The following is a 15,950-nucleotide window of genomic DNA, read 5'->3' on the forward strand; positions in this document are numbered from 1 at the left end:
AGAAAAGTCTAATTTATTGCCCATTATCATGTATGAGGAGTCTTGCAGATGAAACGGATCCTGATTATCGGTGGTGTCGCGGGGGGCGCATCGGCGGCGGCTCGTGCTCGTCGTTTGAGCGAAGAGGCAGAGATCATGATGTTCGAGCGGGGCGAGTTTGTCAGCTTCGCCAACTGCGGTCTGCCCTATCACATCGGGGGCGATATCCCCGACCGGGATGCCTTGCTGCTGCAGACTCCCCAGAGTTTCAAGCGCCGTTTCAACGTCGATGTGCGGGTCTTCCACGATGTGATTGAGATCGACAAGGCGGGCAAGACCTTGCTGGTGCGCAACCTGCAAACCGGTGAAGAGCAGCGCGAGCATTACGATGTGCTGCTGCTGAGCCCGGGGGCGGCGCCGATCCGTCCTCCCTTCCCCGGTATCGACAGCCCCCATGTCTATACCCTGCGCAACATCCCGGACATGGATCGCATTCTGGCGGCCCTGCATCACGATCAGCCGCGCCACGTTACCGTGGTGGGCGGCGGCTTTATCGGGCTGGAGATGATGGAGGCACTGCACCAGCGCAAGCTGGATGTCACCCTGCTGGAGTTGGCCGATCAGGTGATGGCACCGGTGGACAAGGAGATGGCCAACATGCTCCATGCCCGCATCCGGGAAGAGGGGATCGACCTGCGCCTGCGCACCGGCCTCACCGCCATCGAGAGTCTGGATCTGCCTGCCGAGAAGACCTCCGCTGTGCCGACTGCCAAAAGCGGTGGCCTGCGCCTGACCCTCAATGACGGTTCCCATCTTGATACCGGCCTGCTGATCCTCGCCATCGGCGTCAAGCCAGAAACCCTGCTCGCCGCCAAGGCGGGGCTGGAGCTGGGCCCACGGGGCGGCATCAAAGTGGATGCCGGGATGCGTACCTCGGATCCCTTTATCTATGCGGTGGGGGATGCGGTGGAAGAGATAGACTTCGTCACCGGCGAATCTGTGCTGATCCCGCTGGCGGGCCCGGCCAACCGGCAGGGGCGCATTGCCGCCGACAATATGTTGGGCCGAAGCGAAACCTACAAGAAAACGCAAGGGACCGCCATCTGCAAGCTGTTCGATCTGGCGGTGGCCAGCACCGGCCTCAACGAGAAGCGACTGGTGCAACTGGGATTGCCGTTTGAGAAGGTTTATGTCCACCCGGGCAGCCACGCCGGTTACTACCCGGGTGCCCATCCGGTCAGCCTCAAGCTGCTGTTTGCCCCGGATGGCAAGATTTATGGCGCCCAGGCCATCGGCAAGGATGGCATCGACAAGCGCATCGACGTGCTGGCGGTGGCCCAGCGCGCCGGTCTCACCGTGTTTGACCTGCAGGATCTGGAGCTCACCTATGCGCCGCCCTTTGGATCGGCCAAGGATGTGATCAACATGGCGGGCTTTGTGGCAAGCAATCACCTGAAGGGGGACACCCTGCTCTGCCATGTGGCCGAGGTGCAGGCTCGTAACCCCCATCAGCTGGTGGTGGATGTGCGCAATGGCCCGGAGCTCGACAAGCTGGGTCGCATTCCGGGGGCGCTGCATATCCCCCTCGACGAGTTGCGTGGTCGCCTCCATGAGTTGCCCAAAGAGAAAGAGCTGCTGATCAGCTGTCAGGTTGGGCTGCGCGGCCATGTCGCCTGCCGTTTGCTGAGCCAGCACGGCTTTAAAGTGAAGAATCTCTCCGGCGGCTTCAAAACCTGGCAGATGGCCACCGCCGAGTAACCGTTTTATTTCTGTGCCTGTTTGCCCCTCTCCCTTGTGCGTGCAAGATGAGGGGCTTTTTGTTTCTGCTTTTCGCCCTTCTTGCATTTCCTTCGTTGCTGCAATATTTCGACACACTTTATTTTCTGTGCCGGACAAAATTAACGTTTTGTTCAGGGGATGGGTGCTATAACCCCTGCCTCGTTCATGATGAACCGTGTAGTAGGGAGAGTGACATGCTGGATATGCTGATGGCCATTTGGCATCAGGATTTTGACGCCCTGGTTCAGATGCAGGCGGTACCCCTGCTGATCAGTTGCCTGATGCTGGTACTGCTGCTGGAGTCCGCATTCGTCTTCCTGCCCCTGCCGGGGGACAGCCTGGTACTGCTGGCCGGTGGGCTGGTGGGCATGGGGGTGTTTGGCCCTGAAGTAACACTTATTTATCTGCCGTTGGCTGCTGGCATAGGTTCTGTGCTCGCCTACTGGCAGGGACGGGTACTGCAGCGCACCCGCTTTATGGAGCATATCGAACGGATGTTGCCTCCCGACAGCCTGCCCAAGGCGACCCGCTTGCTGAAAAAGTACGGTTTTCTGGCGATGTTCTCCTCCCGTTTTATCCCGTTTGTGCGGGTGCTGACCCCCATGTTGATGGGGATTGGCCGCCTGAGCGTGCTGCGCATGTGCGTGGCCAGCTTTGCCAGTGCCTTTATGTGGGCGCTCTGCCTCAGTTTGGTGGGCAAGCTGGCGATGAATACCCCCTTCTTTCTCCACCACAGCGAACTGTTGACCCGGGCCCTGCTGATTACCTCGCTGGTGCTGTTTCTGGCGGCCGTCATGGCCATCCTGTTTCGCTGGTTCAAAGGCGGAGCAAAAAACGAGACCAGCCACGACTAGATGACAACCCTTGCCGCACTGGATCAGTGGGCAAGGGGGTTCTCGCTCAGTAGGGGCGCGGAATTGTGCCCATTCGGGTAATGAGCTTTGTGTCGGGTGAGCAGGATGCCTTATCCTGTTTCCAGCCACGCTGCGTTTGCAGCGCTCCAACTCGGGATGGAACCTATGCGCCTCTTCGACTTTCCCTCTGCTTCTCACCGCTCTACCGCTGAAACCGGCGCTCTGCGCCGCCGCTGGTCAACCCTGCTGCTTTGCGGGGTGGTCGGTTTGCTGTCTGGCTGCGGCCCTGACAAGCCCACCAGCCAAATATCGACCACAGAATCCACAGCCCAGCAGGAGGCCGGGGCGCCAACTTCTGTAGTGCAGGCCAATGCCCGCCAATATCGCGATGCGCCGGCGCTGGCGCTGGTCTTCTCCGGCCCCCTGTCGCCCAAGGCCAATTGGCAGAGCTGGCTCGGGGTCAGTGAGGGGGGCAAGCAGGTGCAGGGGGAGTGGATCCTGGCCGACGATGGTCGCACCCTTTATTTCCCGAACGTGCAGCCCGATAAAAGCTATGAAGTGAGCCTCAAGGCGGGACTGGGCCCATCCCCTCAGAGCTGGACCCTCAAGACCCGGCCGCTGGAGGCGGGAGCCTCCTTTACCGCCAGTGGCATGGTATTGCCGCTGCGTCAGGAACTTCGCTTGCCCATCAGCGCTGTCAACGTGGATGAGGTCAATATCGATTTCTTTCGGGTCGATGCGGAATATCTGCCCCGTTTTCTGGCGGAATATCGCCCCGGTGCTGGCATAGGCAACTGGGAGCTTGAGCAAATCACCCAGCGGGCCAAGCGGGTATTCAGCGGCCGCTATGCGCTGGAGCTTGATGCCAACCGGCGCGAAACCCGCCTCATCAATGTGAAGGAGCCGCAGCTGGCGGAGGCTGGCGTCTACTTTGCGGTGATGTCGCCCCTTGGCAACTACGACTGGCGCAAGGAGACCACCTACTTCGCGGTGAGCGACATGGGGCTCAGTGCCCGCCGCTACCGCGATCAGCTGGAGGTGTTCGTGAGCTCCTTGGCCAGCGCCGATCCCCTCAAGGATGTGCAGCTCTCCCTGCTCGACGAGAAGGGCAACCGGCTGCAGGTGCAAACCACTGATCCGCAGGGCCATCGTCGCTTCGATCAGGTGCAGGGGGCTCGCCTGCTGCTGGCCGAACAGGGCAACCATCTGGCGGTGCTGCGCCTCGATGGGGCTGCGCTCGATCTCTCCGCCTTCGATCTCGGCACCCAGCCCTGGCAGGCCCAGCAGCTCTATCTGTTCAGCGGGCGCGATCTCTATCGTCCCGGCGAGCGGCTCGACAGCGAGATCCTGCTCAAGGGGCAGGATGGCCAGCTGCTTCCCGGCATGGCGGTGGAGCTGGAGGTGAAGCAGCCGGACGGTCAATTGCTCGAACAAAAGCGGCTGCTGCCGGACAATTTGGGCGCGGCCCACTACGGCCTGCGTTTGCCTAACGATGCACCGCTTGGGCGCTGGACCATCAGCCTCAAGACCGCCGCCGGCAGTCGCTTCGAGTGGCCCTTTTTGGTAGAGGAATTTCTGCCTGAGCGCTTGAAACTGCAGCTTGGCAAGGGGCCGGATGGGGAAGTGACGAGTCTGGACGCCGCCCTCAGCCTGCCACTGCAGGGGGACTATCTCTACGGCGCGCCGGCCAGTGCCACCAAGGCCAAGGCGGAGGTAAAGATCAGCCGCGCCACCATGCCTTTTACCCAGTGGCAGGAGTTCACGCTGGGGGACGTGCTGCTTGCCGAGCAGGCCAAGGATCTCGAGCCTCTCAATCTCACCCTCGATGCGCAGGGGCAGGGGACTTTTTCGCTTGCTGATGAACTCGATGGGGTGCACGCCCTCGGGCCGCTGGAGGTGGCCTATCGGGTGTCGCTCGCCGAGCCCGGTGGCCGCGCCGTCAATCGCAGCCGCACCCAGTATGGCTGGCCCGCGGGCAGCCAGTGGCCGGCGCTTAAGGCCGACTTCGTGGCGGATCGGGTAGAGGGGGGTAAGCCGCTCCCCTTCCAAATCCTCAACCTTGATGAGCAAGGCCAGCCGGTGGCGGGGGCGGTGAAGGTGCGCCTTATCAACGAGTACCGCGACTACTACTGGCACTACGCCGATGGCGAGGGGTGGAAGTACGAGTTCAACAGCCAGCCTTATCTGGAGCAGGAGCAGACCTTGCAGCTGGATGACAAGGGGCCGACCCCGCTCACGCTGCAACTGGCGGCTGGCTGGTATCGATTGGAAGTGGAGAACAGTCAGGGCCATCAATCCAGCCTGCGGGTGGAAATAGGCAGTTACGCCTGGGGCGGCGGTGGCGAGCAGGCGCGGCCCGACAAGATTGCCATCACCCTCGACAAACGTGCCTATCAGGCGGGTGACAAAGCCAAAGTGACGCTGGTGGCGCCGCGCCCCGGTAAGGGGTTGCTGCTGGTGGAAGATGGCGATGGCCTGCGCTGGTGGCAGCGTATCGAACTCAAGGGTGCCGGTGATGATGCCAAGGATGCCCGCGGCGAGTTCGAGATCCCGGTCAGCCCCGAGTGGCTGCGTCATGATCTGCACATTTCGGCCCAGATTGCCGCGCCAGACAGCGCCTCCAGACCGGCTGGCAAGCAGCAGGGGCAGAGCCTGCGCTCGGTCGGACTGGTGCCGCTCACCCTGGACCGGGAAGCGCGCCGACTGCCGCTCACCCTGAGCGCGCCTGATAAAGCGGTGCCCCTTACCCGGCTGGAAGTAACCGCCACCTCCACCCCCAACAGTCGGGGGCGGGTGGTGCTGGCGGCGGTGGATCGGGGCGTGCTCAATATCAGCGACTACCAGCCTCTCGACCCGTTCGAGATCTTCTTTGGTCGCAAGCGCTTCTCCCAAGATTTGTTCGACAACTACGGCCAGGTGATCCCGCCGCAGGATGGCAAGCTGGCCCGCCTCAACTACGGGGGCGATCGGGCGCCGCTGAAAAAGGGTGGTGCGCTTGAGAGCCGGGTCGAGATCGCCGCACTCTGGAGCGGCGAGGTGAGTTTTGACCAGCAGGGCAAAGCGGTGATCCCGCTCGATTTGCCCAACTTCAACGGCGAGTTGGCGCTGATGGCGCTGGCCTGGAACGAACAGCAAGTCGGGGAGGCCGAGCGCGCCGTCAAGGTAGTGGCGCCGCTGGTGGCCGAAATTGGCTGGCCGCGCTTTGGCGCCAGAGGCGATGAGACCCGGGCATTGGTGCAGTTGCGCAACATGAGTGGCGAAGATCAGACCCTCTCCCTTGTCTGGACCCTCAACGGTGGGCTCAAGGCAAACGGCGAGCTGCCCGGCACCCTTGCCCTTAAAAACGGCGAGGAGCAGTGGCTGACCCTGCCGCTCACCGTGACCGGGGCGAGCGGCGTGGCGAGCCTGCAGTTGGCGGCCAGCGGCAAGGATTTTGCCATCAGCCGCGACTGGACTTTGCCGCTGCGCTCCCCCTGGCCGGCCGAGACTCGCCAGCGCTACCAGATGCTGGCCCCCGGCCAGCAGATGAGCTTTGCGCCAGCTGAGCTGGCCGGGCTGGATCGCACCAACCTGCAGGGGCTGCTCAGCCTCTCCGGCACTCCCCCCTGGGATCCGGCAGCCCAGTGGCAGGCGCTGGCTGACTACCCCTACGCCTGTCTGGAGCAGACCTTGTCGCGGGCCTGGCCTTACTTGCTGACCACGGCCGATGAGCGGGCCGCCTGGAGCAAACCCGCAGAGGGCAAGAAAGCGGCGAGTGAGGCGGATGTGCAGCGCGCCCTGCTGCAACGGCTGCAGCGGTTGCAACTGCCCAGCGGTGGCTTTGGCCTCTGGGATGGTCGCTCCGACGAGGAGCAGTGGCTCACCGCCTATGCTGCCGACTATCTGCTGGCGCGCAAGGAGGCGGGTGACGCAGTGCCGGAGGCCATGCTCAATCAGGCGCTGAACCGACTGCAGAGCTATCTCACCGACAGCCAGTTCGGCGAGCGCTGGAGCAGTGCCCCCGAGCACAGCCGGCTGGCCTATCAGGCTTACAGCGCCTATGTGCTGGCCCGGGTGGGCAAGGCGCCGCTCGCTACCCTGCGCCTTATCTGGGAGCAGCAGGCTGATCACGCCCGCTCCGGTTTGCCGCTTTTGCACCTCTCGCTGGCGCTCTCGGCCATGGGGGATGAGCAGAACGCCGCCAAGGCCCTCAGCCGGGCATTGGCGACCGAGCGCGGGGATGACTATCTGGGTGATTACGGCTCACCGCTGCGCGATGAAGCCCTTGAGCTCTCCTTGCTACGCCAGCACAAGCTGGCTGGGGAGCGCTGGCCTGATCTCAGCGCCAAGGTGGCCGATACCCTGGCTCACCGTCAGTGGCTCAGCACTCAGGAGCGGCTCGCTCTGTTGCGACTGGCCCGTTTCGATCCTGCCGTCGACTGGCAGGCCAAGGTAACTTCCTCTCTTGGCAGTGGATCCCTGAGCGGTTCGGCTCCGCTACAGCAGGGTGCCCCCGAGGCACTGGCCGCGAGCACCGTCACCAACGAGGGCAAGGGATCCCTCTATGTGCAGCGCACTCTGGTAGGTTACCCCGAACAGGCGCCAGCACGGATTAGCAAAGGGATGAGTGTGACCCGCAGCTGGTTCAACGGCGACGGTCAGCGTTTTGATCCCGCCACAGTGAAGGTGGGGGATCTGGTGGTGGTGCGACTCAACGTCAGCAGCGAATCCGCGGTGCCCGATGCCCTGCTGGTGGAGATGGTGCCCGCAGGCTTCGAGCTGGAGAACCCGGCCCTTGGCAACAGCATCAAGCTGGAAGAGCTCTCCATTGAGGGAAAACCGGCGTGGCAGAGCGAGTGGAACGACTACCTCAAGCATCAGGAGTTTCGCGATGACCGTTACACGGCGGCGCTGGATCTGAGCGCCGGGAGCAACCAGCAACTGGTCTACCTGATGCGGGCGGTGACGCCGGGTCGCTATCAGGTGCCGCCGACCCAGGTGGAGGATATGTACCGCCCCGAGCTGCGGGCTGTGGGTGAGGATATCCAAGAGGTGCGTATCTCTGAGTAACAAACCCTCCCTTGAGCGGGTTCGCCCGCTCACTTTCTGGCGGCGCGGCTGGCTGCGACTGTGTCACGGTGGCCGCATTTGCCGCCACCGGCTTGGCCGTCTGCCGCGCTGGCTGCGTTTCTCGGTGCTGGGAGTTGTCGCACTGCTGCTGTCATTGCTGGCGTTGGATCGACTCTTCCCGCCGCCGCCACTCGACCCCGCCTATGCGCGGGTGGTGCTCGACATGAAGGGGCGGCCGCTGCGCGCCTTTGCCGATACCAGCGGCGTGTGGCGCTACCCCGTGACCCTGGAGCAGGTCTCCCCCCGCTATATCGAGGCGTTGCTGGGCTACGAGGATCGCTACTTCTGGCGTCATCCTGGAGTCAATCCGGTGGCCATGGTGCGCGGGGTCTGGCAGTGGCTGCGCTATGGGCGGGCTGTGTCGGGCGGCTCGACCCTCACCATGCAGGTGGCGCGTCTTATCGAACCCTACCACAGGAGCGTGCCCGGCAAGTTGCGCCAGATGGCCCGTGCGCTGCAACTGGAGTGGCACTACGACAAGCGCACCCTGCTCACCGTCTACCTCAATCGGGCGCCGTTTGGCGGCAATCTGGAGGGGGTGCAGGCGGCAAGTTTTGCCTATCTCGGCAAGAGCGCCGCCAAGCTGACCTATGCCGAGGCGGCGCTGTTGGCGGTGCTGCCGCAGGCCCCCAGTCGCAACCGGCCGGACCGCCATCCCGAGCGGGCCCGCACCGCCCGTGACAAGGTGATGCAGCGGCTGGTAGCGCAAGGCGTCTGGCCCGAACAGGTGTGGCTGGAGGGGCGTATCGAGCCGGTGCTGGCCCGCGGTCACTTCACGCCGATGGAGGCGCCGCTCTTTGCCCGTCTCGCCGCCGACCATCAGGCCGGGGCGCTGGTGCACACCACCATTGATGGCGATCTGCAGCGCTGGTTGGAGGGGCGGGTGGCGAGCTACATTCGCCGCTTCCCCGAGCAGACCTCAGCGGCGTTGCTCTTGGTAGATAACAAAACCATGGCTGTGCGCGCTTATGTGGGTAGCGCCGAGTATGGCAATTTGCGCCGCCACGGTTATCTCGACATGGTGCAGGCAATCCGCTCTCCCGGCTCCACCCTCAAGCCCTTTATCTACGGTCTGGCGATGGATGAAGGGTTGGTGCACTCGGCCTCCCTGCTCTCCGATGCGCCGAGGCTGGGATCTGACTATCGCCCCGCCAACTTTTCCGGCGCCTTTCAGGGGCCGGTGACCCTCGCTCAGGCACTGCAGCAATCCCTCAACGTGCCGGCGGTGCAGGTGCTGGAGGCGCTCGGGCCCGACAAGCTGGTCAGCCGCCTCGACAACGCTGGGGTGCGGCTGGCGCTCTCCGACAAACCCAATCCGGCCATTGCGCTGGGGGCGGCGGGCATTCGACTCGAGCAGCTGGTGGCCCTCTACAGCGCACTGACCCGGCAGGGGCAGGTGGCAATGCCGGTCTGGCTGGCGGGGCAGCAGGCGGTGTCACGCCCCTTGCTGAGCCCGGGAGCGGCCTGGATCATCTGGCAGATATTGAGCGCGCAGGGACGGGCGGACCAACCCTTTGCCAGCGAGGCGACCGGCCGGGTCAACAGGCTGGCCTGGAAGACCGGTACCAGCTATGGCTATCGCGACAGCTGGGCGATGGGGGTCTCCGGTCGCTGGACCATCGGCGTCTGGCTGGGGCGCCCCGACGGTACCCCTATGCCCGGTTTTTACGGCCAGAGCGCGGCGGTGCCGCTGCTGCTTTCGGTCTACTCGCGACTGGCTGACAACAGCCCTCTGCCGGCACAGCCCAACACGGTGAGCGAGGCCGAGATTTGCTGGCCGCTGGGGCGCAAGGCCAGCGCGACCCTGCCTGAAGCCTGTTTGCAGCGCCAGAGCGCCTGGTTGCTGGAAGGGCGCGATCCTCCCACCTTGCCGGATCCCATGGACTGGCCCTCGCCGCTGCGGCAAGTTGCACTCACTGCCGAAGGCAAGCCGACGCTGACCCGTTGCCCCGATGCGGCACAATCCGGTTTTCGGGCACTCTGGCCGTTGTCGTTGGAGCCTTGGCGGTCCCCCAGCGAGCGGCGGCAGTCGCTGCTCGCCAGCAGTTGTGCAGGGGAGGGGCAGAGCGCCGAGCTGCAGGCCCCCATTCGCATCGTGGCGCTGGGGGAGGGCAACCTTATCCGCAGCCAGCGCTATCGGTTGCAGCCCAAGGTGCTGGGCGGTGTCGGCAAGTCGGCCTGGTTTCTCAACGGCCAGCGACTGCGCTGGGACGGGGATCAGGTGCTGAGTGTGGCGGGTCGTTATCAGCTGGTGGTGGTGGATGAAGCGGGCAACAGCGATCGTATCGAGTTTCGCGTGGTGCATCCTGACAGTGATGCCGGCACCATCACCCGTTGTTCGTTTTGCCGACAGCCATTGAGGTGAATGTAATTAACTATTTGAAATGCATCAATATTTGATTGGATGAATTAATTTATGAATAATTACGAGTTCATTCAAATCCAATCGGGAGTTCTCTTTTGCTGCGTGTTCTGTGTCCCTTGCTGGTGCTGATGAGTTCGGGTTGTGCCACAACCAATCATGGTGATCACCATGTTTCTCCTGAACGTACCGGGTTCTATTCACCTTTCGAACCAGCTTCCGAGAGTTTTGCGCGTTGCTATCAGAAACAGTTTGCCTGTACCCCTTCCAATATCCGCCGTGACAGGGCGATGGAGGCGCGCAGGAAGGCGCAAGAGCGGGCCAATCATCGTGGTGATGATTGGTAGGCCGCAGATAACGAGAGGGGTTGGCAAATGCCAACCCCTTTTTCATTCCGCCCATTCAGCCCGGTTGGCGCAGATGGCCGAGCCGGCTGAAGAAGTGCTGGCTCTTGCGCTGGTGAAAGTGGCTCTTCTTGATGGGATGGAAGATGAGGTTGCTTTCGGGGTGGCTCGCCTTTAACTGGTGGAGCATGGCTACGGCGGGCAGGCTGGTGCTGACCAGGGTGGTGAGTGGCATGCTGAGGGTCTCGGGCCCGAGCAGTTGATTGAGCCCTTGCTGAGCCTGCTCAAGGCGGGTCAGGGCCGCCGGGTCGGCATAGCCGCTACCCAGCATGGCGAGCAGGTTGTCGATGGCCAGATGAAATTCGGCCAGCTGTTGGCGAAAGCCGCTGCGCCCGCGCAGGGCAATCAGCTCTGCAAACGGAATGTCGGCCAGGTGAGTGGGCACTTGCAACGGGATCTCGAGGTGGAAGCAATCCTGACCACCGCGATTGTGGTAGCGGGATTCGAGCAGATGGAGCAGGCGGTCGAGATAGTCGTGATCGGTAATAAGCGCCCCGTCATTGGCGAGTGCCCACTCACGGGCGAGACGCATGGAGAGCAGGTTGGCAAAGCGCCGCGCCATTCTGATCCCCCCTTCATCCCGGGTCGCAAAGCCGTGAGTAAGGCAAAAGCCGTGCAGCCGCTCCAGCCCCGCCTGATCCGGGCAGAAGCAGTCGTGGTTGGCCTCCTGACGCCAGCGACCAATCAGCTCCTTGTTGCCAAACACCTTGTGGCGGACGAAATCGGGGGCCACAAGGCCGCTTATCTGGCTCTCCAGTTGCGGGGTAATGGCGGCAAAAAAGGCTGCATCGGGCCGCTCGGCCAGCAGATCGCTCTGCTGTTGAAGGGTATCGAGCAGGGCGGTGAGACCGCTCTTTTCGCTGACGGTGAAGACAAAGGCAAGCCGCTCCAGATAGAGCAGGGCAAATTTGAGCCAGAGCTCGTCGCGTACCTCCATGCCGGGGTAGTAGATATAGGTCTTCATCGGATCAGTCTGTTGTCAAAAATCTGGCGAGGCGCAGGGTCGGGAATATACGCAAGATTGGCGCTGTACGGCAAACACTGCGTGGGGGAATGTGAGCAAACGCTCATCCAGTAGGCGCTGGCCACAAAGTTCTGATATAATTCGCGCCCTTAAATCAAGGTCACCCGAGTCATTACCATGAAGTTCATTATCAAGCTGTTCCCGGAAATCACCATCAAGAGCAAGTCGGTTCGCCAGCGCTTTATCAAGATCCTGCAGGGCAATATCCGCAATGTCCTGCGCCGCTTCGACGACGATGCCCGCGTACGGATGGATTGGGACAAGCTGATCGTGAGCTCCCGCAATGACCAGTTCCGCGAGCAGGCTATCGAAGCTTTGGCCTGTATTCCGGGCATTCAGGCCTTCCTCGAGGTACAAGCCAGCAAGTTTACCGATCTGCACGACATTTTCGAGCAGGTGAAAGCCGTATGGGGCGACCAGCTCAAGGGCAAAACCTTCTGCGTGCGCGCCAAGCGCCACGGCAAGCATGAGTTCTCCTCCCTCGAGGTTGAGCGTTACGTGGGCGGTGGATTGAATCAGCACTGCGAAAGTAATGGTGTGCGCCTCAAGAACCCGGATGTGAAGATCAACCTCGAGATCGACGGCGAAGAGCTCTTTATTGTCAGCGCCATCCATCAGGGCCTGAGCGGCATGCCCATCGCGACCCAGGAAGATGTGCTGAGCCTGCTCTCCGGCGGTTTTGACTCCGGCGTAGCGTCGTTCCAGTTCATCAAGCGCGGCTGCCGGGTGCACTACTGCTTCTTCAATCTGGGCGGTGCGGCCCACGAGATCGGCGTCAAGCAGGTGGCCTATCACCTGTGGAACCGCTTCGGTTCATCCCACCGGGTACGTTTCACCGCGGTCGACTTCGAGCCGGTGGTTGCCGAGATCCTCGAGAAGATCGACAACGGTCAGATGGGCGTGGTGCTCAAGCGGATGATGATGCGTGCTGCCGCCAAGGTGGCCGATGAATTCCAGATCCCGGCGCTGGTGACCGGTGAGTGTGTGGGTCAGGTCTCCAGCCAGACTCTCACCAACCTGAACGTGATCGACCGGGTCACCGACAAGGTGATCCTGCGCCCGCTTATCACCTGGGACAAGCCGGATATCATCAACGAAGCCCGCCGCATCGGCACTTTGGAGTTTGCCGAGACCATGCCGGAGTATTGTGGGGTCATCTCCAAGAAGCCGACCGTGAAGGCCGAGCTCTCCCGCATTGAAGAGGAAGAGGCCAATTTTGACTTCTCCATTCTGGACAAGGTGGTCTCAGAGGCCCGTTACCTCGATATCCGCCGTATCGGTGAAGAGACTGCCGCTGAAGTGCAAGAGGTGGAAACCACCCAGGTGCTGGGCGCTGACGAGGTGATCCTGGATATCCGTTCTGCCGATGAACACGATGAGAAACCGCTGGTGGTGGAAGGTCGTGAAGTGCTGCATATCCCCTTCTTCAAGCTGGCCACTGCCTTTGGCGATCTGCCCAAGGAGAAGACCTACCTGCTCTACTGCGATCGTGGCGTGATGAGCAAGCTGCAGGCGCTCTATCTGAAAGAGAAGGGCTTTGACAACGTCAAGGTGTACCGCCCGTAAGCGTGTTTTTCACTTTCAATAAAAAATCCGGCCAATGTGCCGGATTTTTTAATTTCACAGAGTGAGCCCTGACTATCAGGGACAGGGAACCGGAGTGAAGGAGTCTTGCCCCTGACAACGCCAGCCCATTTCTGCCTCCCGCATCTGCCACAGGTTGTTGCTGCGATAGAGGGTCAGGATGTAGATCATGTCGCTCTTGCTGCCGTCGAGGGCGACCGAGAGCACCAAGTCATTGTCCAGTTGCTGGGCATGGATGCGGCTGGGCGTGTCACCATGACCGACGAATCGCAGAGCTACCTCACGGTAGTCATTGACCCAGTTTTGCTGTTGATGGCTTGCCTGGCGTATCTGTTGGTTGAACTGCTGCACCGGCGCCGAGGCCAGTCGTCCAAATACCACTTGTGCTTCGGCGTGGGCTGCCGTCACGTTCGCCAGGAGGAGGGTGGTAAGCATACCGATTTTGCGCATGAGAAGTTCCGGCTAACAACGACTGCTTCTATGACAACAGAAAAGCCTATTTGGTTCAACGCGCGGCCCACAGCGACATGATGACGCTGTGGGCCTGCTCTCAATTGCGTTGCAGCGAGAAGGTTGGCAGCGACAGATGCCAGTAGATAGCCGCGACCCGCAGGCCAAACACGGCCGTCATGCAGATTAGCATGGCCGTTACCCTGTCCATGTTGGCCTCAAGTGCCAGGGTATAGAGAATGCCGCCAAGGATACAGGCGGTGGCATAGATCTCTTTTTGCAGCACCATGGGGACCTCCCGCGCCAGTACATCGCGGATCATGCCACCGGCTACCCCGGTCATGGTGCCCATGATCACGGCAATCAGCCCCGGGGTGCCGAAGTTGAGGGCCTTCTGGGCACCGATCACGGTAAAGAGGGCCAGTCCGAAGGCATCCGCCACCGGCAGTACATACCAAGGCATTCTGCGGGGCAGCTTGACCATCCACATACCGATCAGCGCCGTCGCAATGACGACCCAGATATAGAGGGGATCGCGCACCCAGAACACGGGGGTGGCTCCCAGGATCATGTCACGGATAGTGCCGCCGCCGATGGCAGTGACCGCCGCCAAAACCATGACGCCAAACCCGTCCATTCTGAGTCGTCCAGCCACCAATACCCCTGAAAACGCGAATACCGCAGTACCAAACATGTCGCTGATGTAAACAATCTGCTCAACCAGTGTCTGCATGGAGAACAACTCACGCCAAATTGTTGATGGGGCCGCGATTTTAGGGGTTGGTGAGCCCAATCGCCAACAGTGCTCGACAAAATTGAGAGTCGGGGCGGATTTTTTATCGCAGCACGAACGGTAGTGTCTCGTTTGTCCCCTGCCGTTGGCTAGCTTCAGAAGGTTGAGTCTGTCACTGGTTTTGACCCGATTTTTTCCTTAAGTATCCCCCCGACCCGCCGATATATAAGGTAAGCGGCGTTAATGCGATGAAGCGTTGAAAAAAATGCTAAAGACATCCAAAAACGAGCCGTTAAATAAGACGCATCGGGCACAGAAAATAATAAAGCCAGAGCAAATAGAAGAGTAAATTTAATAGCTTAGGAGAATAGTCATGGGCCTTTTTATCAACACTAACGTTTCATCACTCAACGCTCAGCGTAATATGATGAACGCGACCAAATCACTGGATACTTCCTACACTCGACTGGCATCTGGTTTGCGTATCAACAGCGCCAAAGATGATGCCGCGGGTCTGCAAATTTCCAACCGCTTGACCTCTCAGATCAACGGTCTGGACCAAGGTAACCGTAACGCTAATGATGGTATTTCTCTGGCACAAACTGCGGAAGGGGCCATGGATGAAGTGACCGGCATGCTGCAGCGTATGCGTACTTTGGCACAACAGTCGGCTAATGGTTCCAACTCTGCCAAGGATCGTGAAGCACTGCAAAAAGAGGTGGATCAACTGGGAGCAGAGATCAACCGTATCTCTACCTCTACCACATTTGCGGGGACCAAACTGTTGGATGGTTCTTTCACTGGGAGCTTCCAGGTTGGGGCTGATGCCAACCAAACCATTAGTTTCAGTTTGAGTCAAAACGCGGGCTTTAGCATTTCGGGTATTGCTGAAGCTGCTGCAACTACGATTACGGTTCTGAATGCTGCTAGTGCACAGACCACAGTTGCTTTGAGTAATATCTTCACTGGTGGGGGAGTTGGCGGCATCAGTATTAGCACTCAGAGTAAAGCTCAAGAGGTTTTGGCAGCAGCAGATGCAATGTTAGCTGTTGTAGATGGCAAGCGTGCTGAGCTGGGGGCAGTACAGAACCGGATGGATTCGACTATTCGCAACCAAGCCAACATTTCGGAAAACGTTAGTGCAGCTCGTTCGCGTATCCGTGATGCTGACTTCGCGATCGAAACTGCCAATATGACCAAACAGAATATCCTGCAGCAGGCAGCTTCCAGTATCCTGTCACAGGCCAACCAGAGACCTCAGTCAGCACTCCAACTGCTGCAAGGCTAACAAAAGAAAACAGGGCGGTTGTTCAGGCCGCCCTGGTCAAGAGATGGAACAAAGGGGTGTTCGGGTTCGCACTCTGTTCTATCGGGAGAGATATAATTCTCTACTAGTAATGCCAAGTGTTGTCCAGCTGTTCAGTTCTGTCACGCTTGGTCATATTCTCCTGAGCATATGCTCATTTTTAGGCCGGTTCTCCGGCCATTTTTTATTGTGTCGCCAAATTGGCGTCACTCCCCTCAGTGTGTGCATACATCATGCCAAAATTATATTTCCTCAGGCTCATCTATGGGCATGGCTGGAAGGCTCTCCCATAGAGGGTGGGGTGATTGAGTATGTTACCCCTCACAGGAGGAGACTTGCCGTTATCGGCAACAATTTTCCTAAAGC

Annotated in this window: 9 protein-coding genes; 6 read left to right on the plus strand and 3 right to left on the minus strand. The window is 60.5% G+C overall.

The window, feature by feature from the left end; all coding sequences use genetic code 11:
• Window positions 1-48 precede the first annotated feature (48 nt).
• The 4 genes from ACTG20_RS09785 (at window position 49) to pbpC (ending at window position 10,086) form a co-directional block, all read left to right on the plus strand.
• On the plus strand, window positions 49-1,737 hold the full coding sequence (locus ACTG20_RS09785) for an FAD-dependent oxidoreductase (RefSeq protein ID WP_194495730.1): 1,689 nt from the start codon (window positions 49-51) through the stop codon (window positions 1,735-1,737).
• 215 nt (window positions 1,738-1,952) lie between these two features.
• The gene (locus tag ACTG20_RS09790; RefSeq protein WP_194495729.1) at window positions 1,953-2,612 is read left to right on the plus strand and encodes a DedA family protein; all 660 of its coding nucleotides are present in this window, start codon (window positions 1,953-1,955) and stop codon (window positions 2,610-2,612) included.
• Between the two features lie 165 nt (window positions 2,613-2,777).
• The gene (locus tag ACTG20_RS09795; RefSeq protein WP_234915314.1) at window positions 2,778-7,661 is read left to right on the plus strand and encodes an alpha-2-macroglobulin family protein; all 4,884 of its coding nucleotides are present in this window, start codon (window positions 2,778-2,780) and stop codon (window positions 7,659-7,661) included.
• Complete coding sequence (gene pbpC / locus ACTG20_RS09800) at window positions 7,627-10,086, plus strand: penicillin-binding protein 1C (RefSeq protein ID WP_194495727.1); 2,460 nt, start codon at window positions 7,627-7,629, stop codon at window positions 10,084-10,086. The genes ACTG20_RS09795 and pbpC overlap by 35 nt, the downstream gene beginning before the upstream one ends.
• 399 nt (window positions 10,087-10,485) lie before the next feature.
• Here pbpC and ACTG20_RS09805 read toward each other — a convergent pair whose 3' ends face one another.
• Window positions 10,486-11,451 (minus strand): hypothetical protein, encoded by a 966-nt coding sequence (locus ACTG20_RS09805; RefSeq protein WP_194495726.1) that lies wholly within the window; start codon window positions 11,449-11,451, stop codon window positions 10,486-10,488.
• 177 nt (window positions 11,452-11,628) lie between these two features.
• On the opposite strand from ACTG20_RS09805, the gene thiI reads away from it, so the two are divergent.
• A complete protein-coding gene (thiI, locus tag ACTG20_RS09810) occupies window positions 11,629-13,077 on the plus strand; it encodes a tRNA uracil 4-sulfurtransferase ThiI (protein WP_069556066.1) in 1,449 nt (482 codons plus the stop codon).
• Window positions 13,078-13,152: 75 nt separating this feature from the next.
• Here the strand turns inward: thiI and ACTG20_RS09815 are convergent, their stop codons facing one another.
• Both ACTG20_RS09815 and ACTG20_RS09820 read right to left on the minus strand, forming a co-directional pair.
• The gene (locus tag ACTG20_RS09815; RefSeq protein ID WP_005333978.1) at window positions 13,153-13,545 is read right to left on the minus strand and encodes a hypothetical protein; all 393 of its coding nucleotides are present in this window, start codon (window positions 13,543-13,545) and stop codon (window positions 13,153-13,155) included.
• A 100-nt stretch (window positions 13,546-13,645) separates the two neighbouring features.
• Window positions 13,646-14,278, minus strand: a complete 633-nt coding sequence (locus tag ACTG20_RS09820) for a trimeric intracellular cation channel family protein (protein ID WP_005333975.1) — start codon at window positions 14,276-14,278, stop codon at window positions 13,646-13,648.
• Between the two features lie 373 nt (window positions 14,279-14,651).
• Here ACTG20_RS09820 and ACTG20_RS09825 point away from each other — a divergent pair, with 373 nt between their 5' ends.
• Window positions 14,652-15,566, plus strand: coding sequence for a flagellin N-terminal helical domain-containing protein (locus tag ACTG20_RS09825; protein WP_108542026.1), 915 nt, complete (start codon window positions 14,652-14,654; stop codon window positions 15,564-15,566).
• The last annotated feature ends 384 nt before the right edge of the window (window positions 15,567-15,950 follow it).

Source organism: Aeromonas sp. 84A (assembly GCF_051919345.1).
GTDB classification, from domain to species: Bacteria; Pseudomonadota; Gammaproteobacteria; order Enterobacterales; family Aeromonadaceae; genus Aeromonas; species Aeromonas veronii.